This window comes from Methylomonas sp. MK1, from assembly GCF_000365425.1.
Classification (GTDB): Bacteria; Pseudomonadota; Gammaproteobacteria; order Methylococcales; family Methylomonadaceae; genus Methylomonas.
Window position 1 is genome coordinate 2,516,765 of sequence record NZ_AQOV01000001.1, and the last position, 23,390, is coordinate 2,540,154.

Below are 23,390 nucleotides of genomic sequence, written 5' to 3' on the forward strand. Positions count from 1 at the left end.
TTAAAGAGCCGGTGAGAACTTAATCCTCGACCAAAAAGCGCGCTAGCCAGAAAACTGGCTTTTGGCTTCGAATGTTGGGTTACGCTCTATCGAGCTTTTATGCCCTCGGGTAAACCCAACCTACATTTTTTGAAAACTAAGCATGCCCAACCCCACAAACCTTCCCAAGATCAAACCCCGGCGGCTGCCCCGGCTCCGCAGCTAAAATCCGTGCAAACTCCTGCCCGTATTCCGCCCAATCCTTGATCCCGGTAATCACGCCCAAATACTCGCCGCCGCGCAAAAACACCAAGGACGGCCAGCTGGTAAATCTAAATCTGGCCTGCAACTCACGCTCGATGGATTTATCGATCAGCGCACCGTGTAAACGCCCAGCAAAGGCTTTTAACAACTCCGGCAAAATCACCGCCACATCATGACTTTCCGGAAACATCAGCGGATCGTTGGCAAAGAACAGTACGACAGTGTCATGCCCGTGCACGAATAAATCGTAACTGTCGGCATTCAGCAGCGGCAGGCCATGGCGGGTTTGCAGTTGTTCCAGCAAGGGCGTGCTCATGTTCTTAAAAACTCCGGCAATTCGGGTTCGCGGTCAACCAGATCGGCGAATAAATGATCGAAGTTGGTTTCGCCTTGCATCGCCAAGCGCATGGCTTCTAAGGCATCGGCGATTTGTGCGGCTCTTTCGGCGGAGATGACTTCCCGCGCTGCGTCCAAAAACACCAACAACCAAGTGCCGGGGGCTTGTTCGCCGACCAACATCATATCGATCAGGGTGGTTTGGCCGCGATACTCGCACAGTGCAGAATCGCCGCGCAGCTCGATAACTTGCATGGGGATGCCGATACACATCAGTATTTACCCCGGTAATCGACATCCACTTGCAGACTAGGCAGGTCGGAAGCGGGCGGCGGCTTCACCTCAAAGGCAGCGGATAACACGATGCGTTCATCCCCGAGCCGACAGGCTTGTTCGGGCGAAGGTCGTTCTTGTTCGTAGCGTTGGATATTCAATATCGGGTCGGCTAATTCTGCTGGGACAGCCACAGCTTCAGCCTTCACACCAAACTCTTGTAGATAAGCCAAGGCCACATCGATAGCCGGTTGAATTTGTGCCTTGACGGCTGGCCGCAAGCTGCCGCCATAATCTTCCAGTTCCTCCGGCTGCACGCCGATCAGCAGTAAACGTTGGGGATATTGACCGAGCATTTGCGCCAGCGCCAATACTTCCTGAAAACCGGTTTGATGCAAACTCATTTTCTTGGCGCCCAGAAAATTGGGTACCTCGTCGTTTTCGACCCGTTTCATGGTCGCCGGCGGCAGACCATAATCGACCGCATCGAACACCACCAAGACGTCCGCCGCCTGCACATGCTCGATCAGATACACGCCCTGCGTCCCGCCATCGACAACCTGCACGTTATCCGGGAAACGGTAGTGCTTTTGCAGATGCTCAATGACGCGCACGCCGAAGCCTTCGTCAGCCCACAAAAGGTTGCCGATACCCAGTAACAGTATTTGCGGCGTGGCAGTCATACTCAATGCGCGTCGTCCACCGGCTTGTCGTCTTTAAAAGTGCGCCAACCGTTGACTATGGTGGACAGCATGCTTTGCCCGGACAATTTGTCTTCACGCACCGCGACGTAAATATGAATCAGCACGAAGCAGACAATGAACCACATCATCAAGTGATGCCAGGTATGCACGGTTTGGCTATCGCCGAACAGGGGCAGCAGCCAACTACTGAACAGCGCATACTGCCAACTGCCCTGCCCCTCGCCTTCGCCGTACAAGGCAAAACCGGTGAAGATCATGAACAAAGAGCCCCAGACCAACACAAAATGCATCGCCAAGATTGCCAGCGGGTTGTGACCAATGTAGTGACGCGGTGACTTGGTCAAAAACGCATACCACAACACTTCTTGCAAAACGCCATCCCAGAAATGCGCTTGCAACAAGGGCGGCAGAAAGATTTGCCGGGCATGTTCGTTGCCGGCAAACGCCCAGTAAATACGGCCTAGAAAGCCGATTAGCAATACATATCCCGCGGCAAAATGCGCGAAACGGATATAACCCATCAGATAATGCTCGCTGGCTTCGCCAACCGGGGACGGCAGCGGCGATGCGATCAAATAACCGCTGACCGCCAACACTGTGATCGCCAGCGCATTGATGGCATGCCAGAGCCTGACCGGCAGTTCGTAAACATAAACCGGAGCCAGCGGCGCGCTCATAACGGTCTCCGCCACCGACTAGCCCAGCAGACCGCTGCCGCAGCTATTACCAGCAGCAATAGGCTTCCACCCATGGCGTAAGGCATAGACAAGCCTTGCAGTAAAAACATATGTTCAAGGGCGTGCGTTAGGCTATCGATACCGGGATGGCTGTGCGCTTGGGCATTGCCGGCCAGCGCCAGCAGAAACAGAATCGAAAACAAATTTTTCATGGCTATTCCTTATCTGACTTGGACGCGGGTTAATTCGGTACCGTCGGGGCTGATCACATGCGTCGAACAAGCCAGACACGGATCGAAACTATGCAGCGTGCGCAAAATTTCCACCGGTTCGTCCGGCACCTCGACTTTGGTGTTCATCAGCGAAGCCTCGAACGCGCCGATATTGCCTTGCTCGTCGCGCGGCGAACCGTTCCAGGTAGTTGGCACCACGCATTGGTAGTTGGCGATTTTGGTGTCTTCGATTTTCAACCAATGACCCAAGGCACCGCGCGGCGCTTCGGTAAACCCCACACCTTTGACGCTGCTCGGCCAGGTTTCCGGGTCCCAACGCTCGACATTGGCAGTGCTTAAATCGCCGGTTTTCAGATTGGCGATCAGCTTGTCCATGAAATAACGCATCTTACCGGCTGCCCATTGCGCTTCCAAACCACGCGCGGCGGTTCTGCCCAAGGTCGAGAACAAGGCGCTGACCGGCACGTCCAGGGTTTTCAGGACAAAGTTGATTTGCTCGGTGATTTCTTTATTGCCTTGCGCATAGCCGATTACATAACGGGCTAAAGGACCAACCTCCATCGCGTGGCCGCGCCAGCGTGGGGCTTTGATCCAGGAATATTTGGCACTTTCGTCCAGTTCCTGGATATTGGTGCGGTCGCCCTTGGTTTTGGCGCCGATTTTATAGTTCGGTTCGGTGATGCCATCATAAGGATGCAAACCCAGCGCTTCGTCCGGGTATTTGTACCAGGAGTGGGGCACGTATTCCTTGATTTGCTCTGGATCGGTCAAGTCCACTTCATGAACTTTAGTCAAATCGCCGTTGATGATCGCGCCGCGCGGCATCAGCAAGTTGCCGGCAGAATAGTCGTTGGCTTTGTCCGGGATGTCGCCATAAGACAGCATGCTGGCACCGGCCAAACCACCGCCATACATCCAGCCTTTGTAGAACTGAGCAATCGCCAGTAAATCCGGAATATAAACCTGATCGATAAAGGTGATGGTGCGGTCGATGATGGAGGACACCAGATTCAGCCGCTCCATATTAATAGCGCCGACCGCGCCGACGCCGTCCAGATTGATCGCACACGGCACGCCGCCGACCAGCCAGTTCGGATGCGGATCTTTGCCGCCGAAGATGGTGCGGATTTTCATGATGTCTTTCTGAAAGTCCAGCGCTTCCAGATAATGGGTGACCGCCAGCAAATCGGCTTCCGGCGGCAGCAAATAGGCCGGATTGGTCCAGTAGCCGTTCTTGAACGGACCCAACTGGCCGGATTCGACAAACTTTTTCAGACGGTTTTGGGTGTCGCGGAAATAGCCCGGCGAAGACTTGGGATTGCTCGGCGAAATCTGTTGCTGCAAAGCCGAAGTCGCTACCGGATCGGCCTTTAAGGCATTGACCGGATTCACCCAATCCAAGGCATGCAAATGATAAAAATGCACCAAGTGATCGTGCGCTTGCAAGCTGAGCTGCATGATGTTGCGGATCGAATTGGCATTTTCCGGGATCTTGATTTTCAAGGCATCTTCGACCGCCCTCACCGAGGTCAATGCGTGGGTACCGGTGCAGACGCCGCAAATGCGTTGCACGAAAGCCCAGGCGTCGCGCGGGTCGCGGCCCTTCAAAATCACTTCCAGGCCGCGCCACATGGTGCCGCTGGAGATGGCGTTACGGATGATGTTGTCGTCGTCGATGTTGACTTCGCAGCGCATGTGGCCTTCGATGCGGGTAACCGGATCGACCACGACGCGGCGACCGGCATCGTTTAAGTTAAAACCGTTGGGGGTGTTTCGGACTGTCATTATTGCTGCGCTCCTGGTTGTTTATCCCCGGCTTGTTTGGCATTGTTTAAAGCGGTCAAACCGGCATGCGCGGCAACACCGGCCCCGACAATCGCTGCGGCGGTTCCGCCGACCACATCGGCGTTGGCTTCGATACCAAATTGATTGATGCCGGTGAGGCGATCGTAAAAGCTACCTTTGTCCCAGAAACCGTCTTCGGAACAGCCGATACAGCCGTGGCCGGATTGAATCGGAAAGGAGGTGCCTTCGTTCCATTTCACCGTGGAGCAGGCGTTATATGTGGTTGGCCCTTTGCAGCCCATTTTGTAGAGGCAATGGCCTTGGCGGGCCGCTTCATCATCCCATTGCTCGACAAACTGGCCGGCGTCGAAATGCGGCCGTCTATAGCATTTGTCGTGGATGCGCTGACTGTAGAACATTTGCGGCCGGCCTTGTTTGTCCAGCGTCGGCAGTTTGTCGAACGTTAGTAGATACGCCACCACCGCCGTCATCACTTCCGCAATCGGTGGGCAACCTGGGACTTTGATGATGGGCTTGTCAGCCAAACCGGGTACTTTGTGTACCGGCGTCGCCCGAGTGGGATTGGGTTTGGCAGCTTGTACGCACCCCCAGGAGGCGCAAGAGCCCCAGGAAATGATGGCCTTACAACTTTCGGCGGCGTATTTCAGCTGATCAACGAAGGGCTTGCCGCCGATGATGCAATACATGCCGTCCTCGGCCAGCGGCGGATTGCCTTCCACGGCCAGGATGTAATTGCCTTTGTATTTCTCGACGATCTCGGTAACGATGGCTTCGGCGTTATGACCGGCGGCAGCCATGATGGTGTCGTCGTAATCCAGCGACAACATCGACAAGATCACGTCTTTCGCTAAGGGGTGACCGGAGCGGATGAAGGATTCTGAACAGCAGGTGCATTCCAGACCGTGTAGCCACAACACCGGAATCCGCGGCTTGGTTTCCATGGCATGGGCGATTTTCGGCGCGAATGCCGGCGATAGGCCCAGCGAGGCGGCGGTTAAACTGCAAAATTTCAGAAAACTGCGGCGGGTGATGCCTTGCCTGCGCATCACATCGTAAAAGGTTTCGATCATGGATACTCCAGTCGTCGTTAAGGCTAAGCAAAGTGACTGGTTTGACGACACCGCGCGAGGTTAGGCGCTGATGGTTGTTATCCAGTAGCTTTAATAGCAGGTTTTCAAAGCCGCCCCCGCAGCTATGCCGGCCGGAATTCGCCGGAAGGTTGAAAACCTTTGCTTGTTATTATTTAGGTGACAACACTAAGAACCAGCGTTGCCCCGCCTTGCCAGAGCAACATCTATGCCGGCCATAGGGCAACGCTAAAACCTTTGCATTAGTGGGACTATTAGCGTTTAACGCGGCTTAGCCTCTGTCTGCTAACTAACAAACCCAACAAAACCACACAATGATTGCCTGAAATACGACATATGCATAGCTTTTAGAATGAGGCTTCGAAAACCTGTCAGCATGGTTGACAGGCCCAAGCGGTGGCTACTAAAGTGAATAACCGTCCTCGAAGCCTTTGAAGACGGGATTAACTCAAAATAATTAAGCGGAGACGGCACTAAAATCCGTTCCACCGCATCGCCGGGAGAGCTCTTATGAACCGCGTTATCGTGCTGATGTTACTGACTATTTTTAACACCAATGCCCCGGCGGATTGGGACCCGGAACTGGAAGCTCAAGAACAAGCGCAGCGCGAAGCTACCCAGCGCGCCGAACAAGCCAGGGCACGTGAGGCGCAAAAATTGATTAACGAAGCCAATGCCAAGGCAAACCGGGAGATGATGGGCAGTAAGCGTAAAAACCTGGGCGCGGCGGCCAAGGGCAAATCGGATGCAGAAGTGAATCGTCTGTACGACGCCAAGATCAAACAAACCACGGAAGACGCCACTCGCTTGGCTCAGGAAGCTCGCAGTGCGCTTAGTCAAGGCAAAGGCGCAGCTGCGGTAAAACAAGTGACCGGCAAAAGCCTACAAGAATTGGAAAATATGTCCGATGAGGAAGCCGAAGCCCTATCGCGGGAATTGGAAAAGAAATACGGGCAATGACGAATGCAGCCCGGCACGCTTGCAGTGCGGAAAAATCAAATGGGCTAAGCTAATCAACGCTGGATATTCACGTTAATCCAGCGCATGTTCTCGACCAAGGAATGCCCGCGCTTACTCACTCGCTGTCTATCTCTTGTTCCAGCAAAGTCCGCAGGCCGGCCGGCATTTCCAGCGTTTCCGGATCCCAGCCTTCCAGCTCCAGCACATCTTTCAGGCATTCTTCCATGATCAAATGGGCTTTCTGGGTAGCATCGGCGATGCGCTGGTGTACTCTGGTTTGCACCTCGCTGCCGCTGCGCTCGGAGCAATTGGCCTGATAGTCAAACAGCTTGCGCAAGCTATCGATTTGTCCGCCAACCTGCGACGGGCAGGAACACATATACAAAATGCCCTGAACGTTGATGCGTTTGAGTTGCTGATTGCTAAATTGGGTTTCCAGTTTCATGATGCGAGCTCTCGATTTTCTCGTTTATTATAATTATCGGGTTGGCGCCAACCCTGGCTCAAATTGTTTTCCGCCAAATACGCCGCTAAGCTTCGGCCGGCGGCATAGGCTATCAAGGCCACGACCAGTTATCAACTTTCGGCAAATTCGTTGCGCTCCAAGAGGCGAATTTCGGCAATCAATTCAACCTCAAGCCGGCGTGAAGCCGCTGTTAATCAATTGCCGGGTACGGGCATAGGTTTCCTGAATGATTAAGGCATCGGTACTGGCCCGATGCCGCAACAAGGCCATATCCTGAATCACTTGCCGTTTGGTTTGGGTCCAGATGTCCATTTGCGCTTCTTTCAATATCATTTCCAACGCGCTGAGGTAAAAGCCCGGTTGTACGCCGCAGCGAAAAAACAAGCGAGATAACCAAGGCTTATCGACCACCCAGCCGTCGCTATACACCGTTTTACCGGCTAAAAAATCATTCAATTCGCTGGCTACCAGAGCGATGGGCTTTCCATAACTGATTAAGGTCTCTCGACTGAGGCCGTGCACCCGTTCGGCCTGCGCGTCCCAATAAGTCCAGTCACTGGCAGGCTTGATTAGCGCGCAATATTTTTGCCCGTTTCCCAATACCACGCCTACTTCGATGGGATAACTATCGAAGCCAAACCCGGAAGCTTCGAAATCGATTACATTCGGTCTGATGATTTGCAACTGAGCATCCCTTTGCACATCGTAAAACGTGTAAGCCTAGCCTATATCGACGAATACGAACGACGTAAACGGGCAGATTTAATTTTATAAAACCAGCGCAAGGCCAGTAACAAAGCCAGTATCCCGCCGAACAGCAGCGGCCGGCTCAGATCTTTTTTTACTAGCCAGGCAAAATGCATCACGCCGGCAACTGCAATCGGGTAAACCATACGGTGCAAGCGTTTCCAATGTTTGCCGCCGAGCCGGCGCTGCATAGCATTCGTGGAGGTTACGGCCAAAGGAATCAGGAACAAGAACGCCGTAAAACCGACAGTAATGTAGGGACGTTTCAGGATGTCTTTGGCTATTGCCGACCAATCGAAAAACTGGTCCAAAACCAGATAAGTCAGAAAGTGCAGACAGGCGTAGAAAAAGGCAAACAATCCCAGCATACGTCTAAGCCGGATAAGCCAGCTTGCGCCGCTCAGTTGCCGCAGCGGCGTGACGCCGATACTTATCAGCAAAAACGCCAATGTCCAGTAACCGGTGTTATGGGTGATTTTTTCGATGGGGTTGGCACCCAATTCGTCTTGCCAAGCGGCCGTCAACAATAGCGCCATGGGCAACAAAGCCGCCAAAAACACTAGCTGTTTTAGACGCCGCAGGTGAGTATCGTCAAGCGTTTTCCAATTCACAGTCAAAAGTTTTTAGTCAAATCCATGCCGGCATACAAGCCGGCGACTTGTTCGGCGTAACCGTTGAACGGCAGGGTTGGCCGCTTTAGAAAATCGCCGAGGCGGCGTTCTTTGGCTTGACTCCAGCGCGGGTGATCGACTTCCGGATTAACGTTGGCATAAAATCCGTATTCGCTGGGGCCGGCCTGCATCCAACTGGTCGTCGGTTGCTGATTAACCAAGCGAATCTTAACGATGGACTTGGCGCTTTTGAAGCCGTATTTCCACGGCACGACGATGCGCACCGGCGCGCCGTTTTGATTGGGTAACACTTCGCCGTATAAACCAAAAGTCAGTAAAGCCAAGGGATGCATGGCTTCGTCGATGCGCAGGCCCTCGCGATACGGCCATTCCAGGACAGCGCGCCGCTGCCCGGGCAGTTGTTCGGGGTCGTGCAGGCTGACGAACTCCACATAACGGGCCTCACTAGTCGGCTCGACTTGTTTCAGCAACTCCGCCAAGGGATAACCTAGCCAGGGAATCACCATCGACCACGCTTCCACGCACCGTAAGCGGTAGATGCGCTCCTGCATCGGCGCCAGCTTTAGTAAATCCTCTATGGCAAATTGTTTAGGTTTACGGACTTCGCCTTCCACACTGACCGTCCACGGCCGGGTTTTCAGACGGCCGGCCATTTTGGCCGGACCTTCCTTGCTGGTATCGAACTCGTAGAAATTATTGTATTGGCTGACGTCTTCTAACGGCGTCAATTTATCGGTCAAGCCATACGCTTCGGAGAGGCTACTCGCTAATTTTTCACCGCCAAAGGCTGCGCCGGCAAGCAAGGCAGTGGAGCCGCCCAGTGCCAACTGCATAAAATGTCGGCGCTGGTAAAACAGCTCACGGGGGGTGATTTCGGAAGCGGGAATTGCAGGGATGCCGGGAAGTTTCATGGGGACGCCTCGTGAAAAGTTTAGAACTACTCGACCATAAACCGAGCAGGCAGTTCCGTTTGCTCCAAAGTCACGCCACGGGCTTTGTCGATTTGGCGATCCGCATCAGCTTAAACTCTATTTGCGCGGCTTTTTCTTGCTATCCGGTTTTTTGGCCGTCGTCTTTTTTGCAGACTTACTGGGCTTGGCTACTTTTTTATGCCCGGCTTTCTGCGGATTTTCCTCGGCAGTCACTTTCGCAGCGTCATTCTGCGCAGACTGCTCTGCCAGATCCGCGCTATCCGGCGGCAAATCCGGCATCGGCAATACGGCGGTTTCGTTGCCGTCATCAACGGCGGACCGGTCACAATCCGGTAAGTCTTGATCTTCAGGCGAGCAAATTACGCGATAGATGATTTTCCGGTCGTCGTTTTTGCCGGTTTTGGGTTCGAGCGGTTTAACAACCGGCGCGGTGTCATCAGAGATTGTCCCCAATAATTCGGCCGTTGCGCTGCCGCTATATACCCAGACGCTGAAAAGCACACTCAAATAGCACGCTTTGTAACTTGAGGGTTTGAAGCCACCCTTGCGCAAATTAGCCATTGTTCTGCAATTGCTTTAAGTGACGCTTGGCTTCGTTCCATAAGCCGTCCAGCTCCGCCAATTCGCAATCGCGCAACTCCCGGCCGGAGGCTTCCACCTGCTTCTCGATGTAATTAAACCGGCGGGTGAATTTTTTAGTGGCTTCGCGCAAGGCAATTTCCGGATTGACTTTCAGGTGCCGGGCCAGATTGACCACTACCAGCAGCAAATCGCCGATTTCTTCCTGAATATGCGGCTGATCGCCGGATTGCCAGGCTTCGTGGACTTCCTGGAGTTCTTCGCGCACTTTGTCGAATACAGGTTCCGCTTCCGGCCAATCAAAACCGTGGCTGGCGGCGCGATTCTGAATTTTCTCGCACTGCACCAAGGCTGGCAGACTTTGCGCAACGCCGGCTAACACACTTTCGGTTTGCTGCGCAGGCTGTTTCAAACGGCGTTCCTGAGCTTTGGCTGCGTCCCAGGCTTGTTGGCGTTGCTCATCGGTATCGAATTTGACATCGGCAAACACATGCGGATGCCGGCTAACCAATTTCTCGCTGATTGCCGCCGCCACCTGCTCAAAGTCGAATAAGCCGCGTTCTTCGGCAATCTGCGAGTGAAACACCACTTGTAACAACAGATCGCCCAATTCGCCGCGCAAATCGTCGAAGTCATTACGTTCGATGGCGTCGGCCACCTCGTAGGCTTCTTCGATGGTGTAGGGAATCAGGCTATGGAAATCCTGCTTGACGTCCCAAGCACAACCCTTTTCCGGGTCGCGCAAGCGGGCCATCAAAGCCAGCAGTTCCTGGGTTTTAGTCAAACTCAAAATGTCGAACCAAACGTATCCTGATAGCGTTTTTTGAACTCCGCCATCGTAAAGGTGTGGTTTTGGGTGCCGTTGTGCTCGATTTTGATCGCGCCCAACAAGGAAGCAATCCGACCGGTAACATCCCAATCGTAATCGTTAATCAAACCGTACAGCAGACCGGCACGATAAGCGTCGCCGCAGCCTGTGGGGTCCAACAATTGTTTGGGTTTGGCGGGCGGAATGTCGATGCATTCGCCGCGGGTATACACTTTGGAACCGTTGCCGCCCAAGGTGATGATCAGGGCATCGACTTTTTCGGCGATTTGCTCCAGCGTCAAGCCGGTTCGTTGTTGCATCAATTCCGACTCGTAATCGTTGAAAGTAGCGTAATTGGCCAGTTCCAGAAACGCCAACAACTCGTCGCCATCGAACATCGGCATACCTTGGCCGGGATCGAAAATAAACGGAATGCCTTGCTCAACAAACTGCTGGGCATGCTCCTGCATGCCTTGTTTACCGTCCGGCGAGACGATGCCGATGGTAATGCCAGAGTCGGCCGGCACGGTGTTTAAATGCGAAAAGCTCATCGCCCCGGGATGGAAAGCGGTGATTTGGTTGTCGTCTACGTCTGTGGTGATATAGGCCTGACCGGTGTAATGATCGTCCAGCACCTTGATATAACGACTGGAGATGCCGCATTGGCTCAGCCATTGGGCATAGGGCTCGAAATCGTGGCCGACGGTCGCCATGATGGACGGCTCTTCCTGCAACAATTTCAGGTTGTAAGCAATGTTACCGGCGCAGCCGCCGTATTCGCGGCGCAAGGCCGGCACCAGGAAAGACACGTTAAGCATGTGTACTTTCTCTGGCAGGATGTGATGTTTAAATTTGTCGTGAAACACCATGATGGTGTCGTAGGCCATGGAGCCACAGATCAATGCACTCATTATTATCCTTGTTTGACGATTTCAGCGGCCCTAAGGTAACGGATGTTTGAAATAGGCACAAGACGAAAGCGACAAAATCAGCCGCGCTTCGTCGTCTTTACCGCTTACAAAAGAATCAACGCCCAAGTCACGCCGGCCCAAATCAAGGACAACATGACCGCCGCCGAGCCTATGTCCTTGGCGCGTCCGGATAATTCGTGATGTTCGAAACCGACTCTATCCACTACGGCTTCCACCGCGGAATTCAACAGCTCCACCAGCAACACCAGTACCACGCTGCCGATCAACAAGACTTTTTCGATGGCGGTTTGCCCCAGCCAAATCGCCAACGGCGTCGTTACCACGAACAACGCGACTTCCTGACGAAACGCCTCTTCATGCTGCCAGGTGGCTTTGAAGCCGGCGACCGAAAAAAAGCAGGCATTAATCAGCCGCTTAAATCCCTTTGCATTTTGATTTGCCATTACTTATTCCTACTCCTCGATCAGGGTCCGATAGGCATCGGCATCCATTAATTGTTCCAGTTCCGCCGGATTATCGGCTTTGATGCAAAACAGCCAGGTTTGATACGCGCCGTCATTCACCAACTCAGGTTCATCCGACACCGCTTCGTTGACTTCAACTACGCTGCCGCTGACCGGGCTGAACAGATCGGAAGCAGTTTTTACCGATTCCACCACTGCCAGTTGTTCGCCCGCCTTCACGACTCTGCCGACATCCGGCAAGCCGATAAAGACGATGTCGCCCAACTCGGACTGGGCGAAGTCGGTAATACCGACGCGCACGACATTGCCGTCTTCCAGCTTGGCCCATTCATGGGTCTCGGCATATTTCAAATTTTCAGGTGTTTCACTCATTTGCATTTCCCTCAAGCCGTAACAGTAATCCAAAAGGATAACCGGCTATTTTTTTAACACAACAAAAAATTACAGCCCCCGCCAGCCCAAACTTTATAATCTTGGGCCATGCGGAGAGTACCTAACTTAAGTCCGGCCATTAAGGCGTCAAACTACATTCAATAAAATTCATGCGAATAGCACTTTTCCTCGCCGGCTGGCTTGGCGTTCTTAGTCTGATTCCGACCGCCGCGTTGGCGGACGATGACGACGCCCCCCCCTCAAGCACCGCCCAAACCAAACAGGCCAGGCCGAATGCCAACCCCGATGTATTACATCTGGACCGGGCGGCTCAAAAGTTGGCCGGTATTCAAACCCAAACACTCGTAACGGTTAGACAAACGCCCGAATTTACCGCATACGGCACAGTACTCAATCCGGAACCGCTGCTTAGCATCCGTCAGCAATTCCTGGCCGCCAGCGCCCAGCAAGACAGCGCGCAAGCCCGCTATAGCGAGGCGGCGCAAAACTTGAATCGCACCCGCGACCTGCATCAACAAGACATCGTTTCCACCCGCCGCCTGCAAGAACAGCAAGCGATCTGGCAGGCGGACAAAGCCAACCTGGCCGCCAATAGCTACCAGCAGCAACTGATCGCCGTCAACAGCCGCCTGGTCTGGGGCGACACCTTGAGCAGCTGGTTTACCAAAGCTCAGGATAAAAACGCCGCGCAATTGCTGGAACATCGCGCCCAGTTACTGCAAATTACCCTGCCCGCCAATAGCCGGCTCGATCCGGGCGTCAATATTATTCATATTCACGAACGTGGCCAGCGTCAGGCCGCTTTGCCAGCCGAGTTAATTTCCGCAGCACCACAAGTCGATCCGGTGTCGCAAGGCCTGCGTTATTTCTTCAAATGCGCGGACTGCCGCCTGCCGTTCGGCACCCATATCACCGTCTGGATTCCGCAGGGCGGCCAAGCCAATACTGGCGTCATTATCCCGCAACCAGCCTTGGTTTGGCATTTGGGTCAGGCTTTTGTGTTTATCAAAACCGATGCGGAGCATTTCAGCCGCCGGGCGCTCAAGCAATACAGCAGCACTAGCCAAGGCTATTTCGTGGCCGACGGTTTGCAGCCTGGCGAGGAAATCGTGACCACTGGCGCGCAAACGCTGTTATCGCAACAATTGAAAGGGCTGATACCCGACGAAGATAAGGATTAAGCCTGCTTAGTATTTTATCGGCAACACTTGCACCGACTCCCAAACCCGCTCGGTGAATTCCGCATCCATCGCTGGCATGCCGTCCTGAAGCCATTGCACGATTACTTTAGCGATATTGGGATAAGTGACATGCACCGCATGCGGATTGTGCAGCCAGTCCTCGATCACCGCATCGTCCAAATCGAACATCGTGTGACCGTAGCCCAGTTGCTTTAAAGCCTCGGCGTTGGAAATCTGCTCCATTTGCGCGTGTAAGGGCTTGACGAGAATCTTCTTGCCCAACTGCAAGGACTCGCTGGCCAACTCGAACCCGGCATTACTGATGATGCCGGCGCAATCGTACAAATCGCGCTGAAAACCTTCTCTGGACAGCTGTTTGCAAACGATGTGCGGATATTTCGATACCGCCGGTTCCGGCGCATAGACATGAAACTCGAAGTTTTCGAATGGACACAGGAGCTTAACCACTGCTTGCGGGTCTTCGAAGGGCAAATACACCACAATCTTATTGGCTTGGGTATTTTGTGGAAACGCCGGCGTTTCGATGATTGGCGGCAAGATCGGCTGACCGAAATGATGCCAGTGCAAACCGATGCCGATGTCGGCTGGCGCGAAATACTTCATCACCTGCTCGGCAATCGGGTCGCCGCCGGCGCGGGGAATTTTGTGTCTAAACGCATATTGATGACCAATACCCAGCACTTTTTTCTTTTGCCGTTTCGCGGCCCAAGCGGTAACGGGCTCGAAATCGCTGATCACTAAGTCGTAAGTGCTTAAATCCAGACTGTTGATGTCTCTGACAAAACGGATCGGGCTGGCATCCAACGCGGTTTTCACATAACTGACCTGGCCGTTGTGGGTATTAAAGGTCAAACCGGTTTTGACTTGATAGCCGTTAAACACTTCCATATCGAAGTATTTGTCCGCCGGCCGGCCGGTAAATTGGAAGGTGACATCAAACCCCGCCGCATATAGTTCTTTCGCCATCACTCTGGCGCGGGTGATGTGACCATTGCCCGTGCCTTGCACACCGTAAAAAATTTTCATCATAAAATGTAATCGAGACTAAAAATTGCCGTACTAACCCCCAAGACCACGCCCATCAGCGTATCGGTGGGGAAATGCACGCCCAAAACCACTCTGGAAAAACCGACCAGCGCGGCCCAAACATAAAGAACCGGCAGCAACGACGGCGCAAAATACCCTACCAAGGTTGCCACCATGAACGCGGCAGAGGTATGTCCGGAGGGGAAACTGAATTGATCCGATGGCGTAATCACGCTTTTGAAATCCGGTAACGCTTGCTGCGGGCGGTTGCGCTTAAAGCCTTTTTTCAGCAGCGTATAGACCGGCCTTTCGATCAAAAACGCCAGTATCATGGCCCGCAACAACGCATCGTTGATGCCTTGATCCCAGTAAAGCCAAGCCGCGAGAATAACGTACAGAAAACCATCGGCGGTGCGGGAAATCATGCGGCAAAAGCGCACTAAATAGGCATGAATGGCAACGCTGTTTAGCCAAGTAAACATCGTCACGTCGTACTTATGGATCGAGTAAATCAGCTTCATGGTCTGGCCCTCGTTGTTTGCCGCACGCGTCGACCGCGAGCTTCATGCAGCAGTTGAAAATCGTCGATTTTCCGTTTCACGTTTATCCCTGATAACGAGGCCAGCTTAGAGATGCTTTGTGACAACAATATGAAGCTTTGTTTAAGCTTATGTGACAGGCCCATTTCGGCGATTGTTTGTTACAATTGCCGGCTGCGGGGCGCTCGGCTGTTTGGTGCGCTCGACCGGCGATCCATAACAACACGGCAAAACCTTTTCGGTTTTAATCAGGGCACTATGCAACGTTTTTGCACTTTAGGGTTTGTACTCGGCCTGATCTTGATGGTCTTCGGCATCACTTACACGCTACCGATAGCCACTTCGCTGTACTTCGAGGATGGCATGGTCGATCATTTTTTGAACGGCATGTCGCTGAATATCGGGGTCGGCAGCCTGCTATCCGGCATAACCATGCGCTTTCGCGGCGAAGTAAAAACACGCGACGGCTATTTGTTGGTAGCCTCTTTCTGGATATTGATGTCTGCAACAGCAACATTTCCGTTGCTTTGGGGGATGCCGGGGCTATCGTTTACCGATGCGTTTTTTGAAACCACATCGGGGTTAACCACCACGGGAGCTACCGTTTTCGTCGGCCTGGATAATCTGGCACCGTCGCTAAACCTCTGGCGCCACGAATTGAACTGGATCGGCGGCCTAGGCATTATCGTTTTGGCGGTAGCTATCTTGCCACTGCTGGGAATCGGGGGCATGCAGCTTTACAAAGCCGAAATCTCCGGCCCGATCAAAGACAGCAAACTGACGCCACGAATCACCGAAACCGCCAGATTGCTTTGGATAGTTTATGCCGGCATTACAGTTGCCTGCATCGTATCCCTGAAATTGGCCGGCATGAGCTGGTTCGACGCCATTTGCCATGGCTTCGCGACGATGGGCCTGGGAGGCTTATCGACCCATGACGCCAGTGTCGGCTATTTCGATTCTCCGGCCATCGAACTCGTTCTAACCGTGTTCATGCTTATTTCGGCGATGAATTTTGCCGTGCATTTTCAAGCCTTGCATCAGCGCAGCGCTAAACCCTATTTAGAAGATCCGGAGGCCATTCCCATGTTGGGCGTGATTGCCGGCAGTATTTTGTTGTGTACCGGGCTGATCTGGTATCACCATGTTTATCCCGATTTTCTAACCGCTCTGCGCCATGTCACTTTCAACCTGGTTTCGGTTGGCACTTCCAGCGGCTTCGTTAGCGTCGATTACGATAAATGGCCGCCGTTTGTGCCTTGGTGGATGCTTTATTTGAGCTGTATCGTTGCTAACACTGGTTCAACCGGCGGCGGTATCAAAATGTTCCGTACCATATTGTTATGGAAACAGGCCGGACGGGAAATGTTCAGCATTCTGCATCCGCGCGCTATCAATCCCATACGCATCGGCGGCACTCCCGTTGCCAATAAAATTATTTTCTCGGTATTAGCCTTTATTTTTCTTTACTTCATTTCGATTGTAGTTCTAACTTTTTCGCTACTATTTTCCGGCTTGGAGCCGATTTCAGCACTCAGCGCGGTATTGGCCTGCATCAACAACGCCGGCCCAGGCCTTGGACAGGTAGGGCCTGCCAGCAATTACCAGGGTTTAAGCGATTTTCAGACCTGGATTTGTTCGATTGCAATGCTGTTGGGGCGCTTCGAAGTCTTTACTCTGATAATGCTTTTTACGCCTGCTTTCTGGAGAAAATAGTACAATTCTCATCCCTTTAAGCAGACAAACTTAGTTTTATTGCCGAACCATTAAATCCGGTCGGACCACAACCATAATTATTTATCAGGAACATTGGCATGACTTCCGCTTCACACATTGATTTTCTTAGTAAAAGAAAACTGGCCTTTTACTTTTCCGGCACTCTGCTATTGATTTCCATTGTTTCGTTTTTCGTCAAGGGTCTGGATCTGGGCATAGATTTTACCGGCGGCAGCGTCTACGAATTGCATTACAACCAAGCCGCCGATCTTGACAAGATGCGCAGCACGCTGGAGCAACAGGGCTTCGCCGATGCCAATCTGCAACATTTCGGCAGCGCGGCCGATGTGTTAATCCGCCTGAAACCGGTAGAAAACGTTAGTCAAAAAGAACTTAGCGAAAAAGTGCTAAGCGTCGCCAATAGCAGCCAAAGCCAACCTGGCGAACTGCGTCGCGTAGAATTCGTCGGCCCGCAAGTGGGGGATGATTTGGTCAACGATGGCGGTCTGGCGCTATTCTTCGCTTTTGTCGGCATCATGGTCTATGTCAGCATTCGCTTCGAGTGGAAATTATCCTTGAGCGCGATCGCGGCTTTATTCCACGACAGTATCATTACGATGGGTTTTTTCTCGGTATTTGGCTGGGAATTCGACATGACCGTGTTATCGGCGATTTTGGCCTTGATCGGTTATTCCATCAACGACACCATCGTCGTCTACGACAGGATTCGCGAAACCGTCCGCTCTAGCCGAATCAAGGAATCCATTAACGAAATCGTTAACACCGCGCTGAACGACACTTTGAGCCGAACTATCCTGACCTCGTTGACCGTATTTTTAACGCTGTTGGCTCTGGCATTCCTCGGCGGCAAAACCATCCACGGCTTTGCCATTGCGATGCTGATCGGCGTCGTTAAAGGCACCTACTCATCGATTTACATCGCCAGCTCACTCGCTCTGAGCCTGGGCTTGAGCCGCGACGACCTGATGCCGCCCGCCAAGGACAGCGTCGTCGACGATATGCCTTAACCCGAATTTTAATTTATCACTTCAAGCGAACGCTCACGGAATAACTTGATGACACAAAAGCTTAATACTCGCGACCTTACCCAACTCACCCTCGGCATCCCCGGCTTCGAATATAAAGATTTATACGATGCCAAACGTCTGTCTGATTTGTTGACAGTATTCGATCAGTCGGTACAGCAACACGATGCAGCCTTGTTTGCGGAAATTACCGCTTACCGCGCCTGCGGCGGCGAGGGCATGAAGCCGGAGGACATTTCCGAGTTATTGGTAAAGATGGCGCCGCTGGTCGGCACCTTCGTTGCGCGTTTATTCAATGTCAGCGATGTGCGCGAGCAGCAAATCGGCAATATTCGCGGCGAATTCGATGCCGTGTTTGTTTATCGGACCGAAATCGTCGGCACCTTGAACAAACTGTTCAAAGGCCAAACTATCGAAGGATGGGATATTGCCGCATTGCGGGCGCAACTGGATGGCTTGTTAACCGCCGCCGACAAACAGGATTTATTCCGGGCCGACCCGGAATTGGCGATCAGCCAACTCGGTGCCGATTTATGGCGCTTGTCGCAACAGGCAGAGATTACCGATGCCGGCGTTGCCCCGTTCAAAGACCAATTGACCGGTTACGACAGCACTGCCGCCTTGGTTGCCGGCTTGCTGGACATCGTCCGCCGCTGGAGTTTTGCCGCCCAGCAAGATCCTGAGTTGCAAGCCTATGTAGCCAAATGGCTGAGCTTCAAAATCCCGGAAAAAACCAATCTGGACAATCTGGTTGAACACGAAACCGTGTCGCCAAACGGTTTTGATGTTTGGGCTTGCGACGATCACCATCACCGTCGCCGCGACGGCTTTGCCTTGACCGACAAACGCTTCAAACAGCGCCAAGTGCTGTATGAAGTAGATCATTGCATTTACTGCCACGACCGCGATAACGACTCCTGCTCCAAAGGCATTAAGAACAAAAAAGACGGCACGTTCAAAACCAATCATTTGAGCGCACTGATGACCGGCTGCCCGCTGGAAGAAAAAATCTCCGAGATGCACGTCGTCAAACGCCAGGGCGACAACATCGGCGCATTGGCGATGATCATCATCGACAACCCGATGTGCCCGGGCACCGGCCACCGGATTTGCAACGATTGCATGCGCGGTTGTATTTACCAAAAAACCGAGTCGGTGAATATTCCGCAAATCGAAACCAATGTTTTGACCGACGTGTTGTTCATGCCGTGGGGTTTTGAAATTTACAGCCTGTTGACCCGCTGGAACCCGCTGAATATCAAACGCTCCACCACATTGCCTTACAACGGCAAAAATGTGCTGGTAGCGGGCATGGGCCCTGCCGGCTATACCTTGTCGCACTATCTTTTGAATGAAGGCTTTGGCGTGGTTGGTATCGATGCCTTGAAAATCGAGCCGCTACCCCTGCATCTGACCGGCGACCGCGATAACTTGCCCATGCCTATCATGGACTTTCAAAGCCTCTACGAAGACTTGGATAAGCGGGTTCTGTTAGGCTTCGGCGGGGTGGCAGAATACGGGATTACCGTGCGTTGGGATAAAAACTTTTTGAAAGTCATTTACCTGACCTTGCTGCGTCGTAATGCATTCAAATGCTACGGCGGCGTGCGCTTCGGCGGCACCATCACTATCGATGAAGCCTGGGAAATGGGTTTCGATCACATCGCCATCGCCAGCGGCGCCGGCAAGCCGACGGTGATCGATCTGAAAAACAACATGACCCGCGGCATCCGCAAGGCCTCCGACTTCTTGATGGGCTTGCAATTGACCGGCGCGGCCAAAGAATCCTCGCTAGCCAATTTGCAAGTGCGTCTGCCGGCCGGCGTGATCGGCGGCGGCTTGACCGCCATCGATACCACCACCGAATTACTGGCTTACTATCCTGGTCAAGTCAGCAAAATTCTACATCGCTACGAAAAATTAGTGGCTAAATACGGCGAGGCCTCAGTACGTAGCCGCTATGATGCCGAAGAGCTAGAAATCCTCGAGGAGTTTTTGGCGCATGGCCGTGTGATCGAGCAAGAACGCGAACGTGCGGCTGCCGCCGGTGAAATGCCTAATTTCCTGCCTTTCCTGAAACAGTGGGGCGGCGTAACGCTGTTCTACCGCAAAGGTATCAAGGATTCGCCAGCGTACCGGCAAAACCACGAAGAAATTCACGAAGCACTCTCGGAAGGTATTTACCTGGCCGAAGGCATGAGCCCATTGGAAGCTATCGAAGACCAATACGGCCATTTGCAAGCCGTACGTTTTGAGAGGCTGACCGAACAAGACGGTAAATGGCGCAAAACGGATGAAGTGGAAGTGAAGCTACGCGGCCTGTTTATCGCCGCCGGCACCGCTCCCAACACGATCTACCAGTCCGAGCATCCCCGCACGTTCGCGATGGAAGGCAAATTTTACAAACGCCACGAACCCGACTGGTTGGACGGCAAGGCGCAACTGGCGCCGATGGCCGACGAAGCGCAAGTCAAAGTGGGCAAACCGGCACCGTTTACGTCTTATGCTAGCAACGGCCGGTACATCACTTTCTATGGTGACAACCACCCGGTTTACGCCGGCAACGTGGTAAAAGCCATGGCCAGCGCGAAAGACGGTTATCCGTATATCGTTAAACTGTTTGCCAACGAGATTGCTGAATTGGATGCATCACAGCAACCGCAACGCGATGCTCAGTTACGCGACTTGCAGGATAGACTAGATGCGACTTTCCTGGCGCATGTCGTTGAAGTGAATCGCCTGACACCAACCATCATCGAAGTGGTAATCAAAGCGCCCGCCGCCGCGAAACATTTTGAGCCCGGCCAGTTTTACCGGGTGCAAAATTACGAATCACTAGCCCCTGTAGTCGAAGGCACCACGCTAGCCGCCGAAGGCTTGGCCCTAACCGGCGCCTGGGTAGACAAGGAAAAAGGCTTGGTATCTTTGATTGCCCTGGAAATGGGCAGCTCCAGCCGCTTATGCGCAACCTGGAAAGTCGGCGATCCCCTGGTGTTGATGGGCGTAACAGGCGCCCCGACCGAAATTCCAACCGGCAAAACCGTTTTGCTGCTGGGCGGCGGTTTGGGCAATGCGGTATTGTTCTCAATCGGTAAGGCCATGCGCAATGCGGGTAACAAGGTGCTGTATTTCGCCGGTTACCGTAACAGCGAAGACTTATTCAAAGTGCCGGAAATCGAAGAGGCATCCGACGTGATCGTTTGGGCTGTCGATGACCGGCCGGGCAACGACGCCATACCCGTCACCCGACCTCAGGATAAAACCTTCGTCGGTAATATCGTCGAAGCCATGGTGTCATATGCCACCGGAAAATTGGGGGAAACCAGCATACATCTGCAAGACGTCGATCACCTGATCGTCATCGGCTCGGATCGGATGATGGCAGCGGTAAAAGCGGCACGCTTTGCCGCATTAAAACCGTACTTGAAGGAAGGCCACGAAGCGGTCGGCTCAATCAACTCGCCTATGCAATGCATGATGAAAGGCGTCTGCGCCCAATGCTTATGCAAACACGTGGATCCGGAAAGCGGCGAAGAGAGCTTTATGTACTCTTGTTACAACCAGGATCAGGCGCTGGACTATGTAGATTTCCCGAACCTGGCTGCCCGTCTGCGGCAAAACACGGTACAGGAAAAACTGTCCTCGCTCTGGCTGACGTATTTGCTGGAAGCCCAATCGTAACAAGATAGGCTGACTTTAAGCCTAACCCCGGTAGACTATAAAATACGGGCATTCGAAGCCGAATGCCCGTATTTAGAAATACTAAACTAGACTCGCTGTAATGTTACAAACTTTGTAGCATCGTGAAGGCCAGGCCCGTAGCTATGCGGGCAGGGCAAAAAGCAATCACGGTCGAGGAACTCACCCCCTACCGTGACTGTCCAGCACCAAGTTATTGAAAGGAGTTCACCCGTGTTTTCGCGCATCCTTCTACTCATTTTACTCGCCTGCTCACCACTACTAGCTTGGGCAGACGCAGAACAAGCAGCACAAGCGCTTAATCTGACTAAGCATTGGGTGGGTTATTTGGCTATCGGTATATTTGCCGTTGCCTATCTGCTGGCAATGACCGAAGAGGTCACCGAATTAAACAAATCCAAACCCATGGTGTTAGCCGCAAGCTTGATCTGGGCCTTTATCGCCGGCATTTACGTGCATAACGGTATGAGCGAACAGGCCGGCCACGCATTCCGTGCTTGTCTGGAAGGCTACGCGGAATTGTTTTTGTTCATCATGGTGTCCATGGCTTATCTCAATGCGATGGAAGATCGCGGCGTTTTCGATAATCTGCGAGTTTGGTTGCTCAGTAAAGGCTTCAGCTACCGTAAGCTATTCTGGATTACCGGCATCATGTCGTTTTTTATGTCCTCGGTTTGCAACAACCTGACCACTGCACTACTGATGGGCGCAGTGATCGCGGCAATGGGCAAGGACAATCGCAAATTCGTTACGTTGGCTTGCATCAACGTAGTGGTAGCCACGAATGCCGGCGGTTCGTTCAGCCCCTTCGGCGATATCACCACGCTGCTGGTATGGCAAAGCGGGGTAGTACCCTTTAAAGATTTCTACTCACTGTTCATTCCCGCCGTGGTCAATTTCGCACTGCCGGCGATAATCATGCATTTCTGGATACCCAAGCAACAACCGGCGGCAGTGGGTAAAGCCCCAAAAATGAAACGCGGTGCAATAACGATGATCGTGCTGTTTTTACTGACGATTATTACCGCGGTCTGCTTCGAAAACATGTTGAAACTACCGCCTGCGGCCGGCATGCTGGCGGGCCTGACTTATCTAAAATTCTTAGGTTTTTATTTGCAAAAAACCGCCGATAAAGACAACGGCAAAATTAGCGATTTCGCCCACGTGTATAAGTTATTTAACGTTGCGGTTCCCGACGCGAGGCCAAGCCAAAAATTCGACGTATTTAAAAGTGTTGCCACGCTGGAATGGGACACCCTGCTGTTTTTTTACGGCGTGATGATCAGCGTCGGCGGCCTGAGTTTCATCGGTTATTTGACCATGGCCTCGGATGTATTGTATGTCGGCATGGACCCGACCATCGCCAACATTGTGGTCGGCGTCCTGTCGGCGTTCATCGATAACGGTACCATCATGTTTGCGGTACTCACCATGCATCCCGACATCTCGCAAGGCCAATGGCTGTTAGTGACATTAACCGCTGGCGTCGGCGGCAGTTTACTGGCAATCGGCTCGGCGGCAGGCGTAGGCTTGATGGGCCAAATGAAAGGCGTTTACTCCTTTAGCGCGCATTTGAAATGGATGCCGGTCATTTTGATCGGTTTTTTCGGCAGCATTGCTACCCATTTTCTGATTAACGGCAGCTATTTTTGAAACGATAAGCTTTATTGGGCAGTCTTTTTCATGGCTTGCCCAATAGGTCAATTGCAAAATCCACTATTTTTTTGCTTTTTTGCGACGATCAATTTCGCATTTGCAATCGCCCAAAGTCGGACTTAAGCAAAACGGCCACCCCCCCAAAAGCCTGATAAAAAACCACTTCATTTCAATATCTTAGCCAGCCAATAGCCACCCGCAACCTGCGTTAGCCTGACATACGCACCCAACAA

General features: G+C 52.7%; 24 protein-coding genes. 6 read left to right on the forward strand and 18 right to left on the reverse strand.

The window, feature by feature from the left end:
- Window positions 1-136: 136 nt before the first annotated feature.
- The 7 genes from G006_RS0111960 to G006_RS0111990 are packed head-to-tail and all read right to left on the reverse strand — an operon-like array spanning window position 137 to window position 5,342.
- Window positions 137-559 carry a hypothetical protein gene (locus G006_RS0111960; protein WP_020483426.1) on the reverse strand — a complete coding sequence of 141 codons (423 nt, stop codon included), beginning with the start codon at window positions 557-559 and terminating at the stop codon, window positions 137-139.
- Window positions 556-852: a HypC/HybG/HupF family hydrogenase formation chaperone gene (locus G006_RS0111965; protein ID WP_020483427.1), complete on the reverse strand. Its 297-nt coding sequence runs from the start codon at window positions 850-852 to the stop codon at window positions 556-558. Before G006_RS0111965 ends, G006_RS0111960 begins: the two co-directional genes overlap by 4 nt.
- Window positions 852-1,535, reverse strand: coding sequence for a HyaD/HybD family hydrogenase maturation endopeptidase (locus tag G006_RS0111970; RefSeq protein WP_020483428.1), 684 nt, complete (start codon window positions 1,533-1,535; stop codon window positions 852-854). The genes G006_RS0111965 and G006_RS0111970 overlap by 1 nt, the downstream gene beginning before the upstream one ends.
- Before the next feature lie 2 nt (window positions 1,536-1,537).
- The gene (cybH, locus tag G006_RS0111975) at window positions 1,538-2,233 is read right to left on the reverse strand and encodes a Ni/Fe-hydrogenase, b-type cytochrome subunit (protein WP_020483429.1); all 696 of its coding nucleotides are present in this window, start codon (window positions 2,231-2,233) and stop codon (window positions 1,538-1,540) included.
- Window positions 2,230-2,445 carry a hypothetical protein gene (locus tag G006_RS0111980; protein ID WP_020483430.1) on the reverse strand — a complete coding sequence of 72 codons (216 nt, stop codon included), beginning with the start codon at window positions 2,443-2,445 and terminating at the stop codon, window positions 2,230-2,232. Before G006_RS0111980 ends, cybH begins: the two co-directional genes overlap by 4 nt.
- Window positions 2,446-2,454: 9 nt before the next feature.
- Entirely contained in the window at window positions 2,455-4,251 is a 1,797-nt protein-coding gene (locus tag G006_RS0111985) for a nickel-dependent hydrogenase large subunit (protein WP_020483431.1), read from the reverse strand.
- The gene (locus tag G006_RS0111990) at window positions 4,251-5,342 is read right to left on the reverse strand and encodes a hydrogenase small subunit (protein WP_020483432.1); all 1,092 of its coding nucleotides are present in this window, start codon (window positions 5,340-5,342) and stop codon (window positions 4,251-4,253) included. Before G006_RS0111990 ends, G006_RS0111985 begins: the two co-directional genes overlap by 1 nt.
- Before the next feature lie 528 nt (window positions 5,343-5,870).
- Here G006_RS0111990 and G006_RS0111995 point away from each other — a divergent pair.
- Window positions 5,871-6,320 carry a hypothetical protein gene (locus G006_RS0111995; protein ID WP_020483433.1) on the forward strand — a complete coding sequence of 150 codons (450 nt, stop codon included), beginning with the start codon at window positions 5,871-5,873 and terminating at the stop codon, window positions 6,318-6,320.
- Between the two features lie 115 nt (window positions 6,321-6,435).
- Here G006_RS0111995 and G006_RS0112000 read toward each other — a convergent pair whose 3' ends face one another.
- The 9 genes from G006_RS0112000 to gcvH all read right to left on the reverse strand — a co-directional run bounded on the left by G006_RS0112000 (window position 6,436) and on the right by gcvH (window position 12,252).
- On the reverse strand, window positions 6,436-6,765 hold the full coding sequence (locus G006_RS0112000; protein WP_020483434.1) for a hypothetical protein: 330 nt from the start codon (window positions 6,763-6,765) through the stop codon (window positions 6,436-6,438).
- 189 nt (window positions 6,766-6,954) lie between these two features.
- Entirely contained in the window at window positions 6,955-7,470 is a 516-nt protein-coding gene (locus tag G006_RS0112010) for a hypothetical protein (RefSeq protein WP_020483436.1), read from the reverse strand.
- Between the two features lie 41 nt (window positions 7,471-7,511).
- Window positions 7,512-8,144, reverse strand: coding sequence for a sulfite oxidase heme-binding subunit YedZ (locus G006_RS0112015; RefSeq protein ID WP_033193926.1), 633 nt, complete (start codon window positions 8,142-8,144; stop codon window positions 7,512-7,514).
- A gap of 2 nt (window positions 8,145-8,146) precedes the next feature.
- Window positions 8,147-9,076: a protein-methionine-sulfoxide reductase catalytic subunit MsrP gene (msrP, locus tag G006_RS0112020; protein ID WP_020483438.1), complete on the reverse strand. Its 930-nt coding sequence runs from the start codon at window positions 9,074-9,076 to the stop codon at window positions 8,147-8,149.
- Between the two features lie 117 nt (window positions 9,077-9,193).
- Entirely contained in the window at window positions 9,194-9,658 is a 465-nt protein-coding gene (locus G006_RS0112025) for a hypothetical protein (RefSeq protein WP_020483439.1), read from the reverse strand.
- On the reverse strand, window positions 9,651-10,466 hold the full coding sequence (gene mazG / locus G006_RS0112030; protein ID WP_020483440.1) for a nucleoside triphosphate pyrophosphohydrolase: 816 nt from the start codon (window positions 10,464-10,466) through the stop codon (window positions 9,651-9,653). The genes G006_RS0112025 and mazG overlap by 8 nt, the downstream gene beginning before the upstream one ends.
- Window positions 10,463-11,395, reverse strand: a complete 933-nt coding sequence (locus G006_RS0112035) for a carbohydrate kinase family protein (protein ID WP_020483441.1) — start codon at window positions 11,393-11,395, stop codon at window positions 10,463-10,465. Before G006_RS0112035 ends, mazG begins: the two co-directional genes overlap by 4 nt.
- A gap of 104 nt (window positions 11,396-11,499) precedes the next feature.
- The gene (locus G006_RS0112040) at window positions 11,500-11,859 is read right to left on the reverse strand and encodes a diacylglycerol kinase (RefSeq protein WP_020483442.1); all 360 of its coding nucleotides are present in this window, start codon (window positions 11,857-11,859) and stop codon (window positions 11,500-11,502) included.
- 9 nt (window positions 11,860-11,868) lie between these two features.
- Window positions 11,869-12,252 carry a glycine cleavage system protein GcvH gene (gcvH, locus tag G006_RS0112045; RefSeq protein WP_020483443.1) on the reverse strand — a complete coding sequence of 128 codons (384 nt, stop codon included), beginning with the start codon at window positions 12,250-12,252 and terminating at the stop codon, window positions 11,869-11,871.
- Window positions 12,253-12,422: 170 nt separating this feature from the next.
- On the opposite strand from gcvH, the gene G006_RS0112050 reads away from it, so the two are divergent.
- Window positions 12,423-13,454, forward strand: a complete 1,032-nt coding sequence (locus G006_RS0112050) for a hypothetical protein (protein ID WP_020483444.1) — start codon at window positions 12,423-12,425, stop codon at window positions 13,452-13,454.
- Between the two features lie 6 nt (window positions 13,455-13,460).
- Here the strand turns inward: G006_RS0112050 and G006_RS0112055 are convergent, their stop codons facing one another.
- A complete protein-coding gene (locus tag G006_RS0112055; RefSeq protein ID WP_020483445.1) occupies window positions 13,461-14,501 on the reverse strand; it encodes an MJ1255/VC2487 family glycosyltransferase in 1,041 nt (346 codons plus the stop codon).
- Window positions 14,501-15,022, reverse strand: a complete 522-nt coding sequence (locus G006_RS0112060; RefSeq protein ID WP_020483446.1) for a phosphatase PAP2 family protein — start codon at window positions 15,020-15,022, stop codon at window positions 14,501-14,503. Before G006_RS0112060 ends, G006_RS0112055 begins: the two co-directional genes overlap by 1 nt.
- A 276-nt stretch (window positions 15,023-15,298) precedes the next feature.
- Between G006_RS0112060 and G006_RS0112065 the strand changes: the two genes are divergently transcribed.
- From G006_RS0112065 to nhaD, 4 genes are all read left to right on the forward strand, one after another.
- The gene (locus tag G006_RS0112065; protein WP_020483447.1) at window positions 15,299-16,756 is read left to right on the forward strand and encodes a TrkH family potassium uptake protein; all 1,458 of its coding nucleotides are present in this window, start codon (window positions 15,299-15,301) and stop codon (window positions 16,754-16,756) included.
- 98 nt (window positions 16,757-16,854) lie between these two features.
- Window positions 16,855-17,784 carry a protein translocase subunit SecF gene (secF, locus tag G006_RS0112070; protein WP_020483448.1) on the forward strand — a complete coding sequence of 310 codons (930 nt, stop codon included), beginning with the start codon at window positions 16,855-16,857 and terminating at the stop codon, window positions 17,782-17,784.
- A gap of 48 nt (window positions 17,785-17,832) precedes the next feature.
- A complete protein-coding gene (locus tag G006_RS0112075) occupies window positions 17,833-21,483 on the forward strand; it encodes an oxidoreductase (RefSeq protein WP_020483449.1) in 3,651 nt (1,216 codons plus the stop codon).
- Between the two features lie 384 nt (window positions 21,484-21,867).
- On the forward strand, window positions 21,868-23,154 hold the full coding sequence (gene nhaD, locus G006_RS0112080) for a sodium:proton antiporter NhaD (protein WP_081607959.1): 1,287 nt from the start codon (window positions 21,868-21,870) through the stop codon (window positions 23,152-23,154).
- Window positions 23,155-23,390 lie beyond the last annotated feature (236 nt).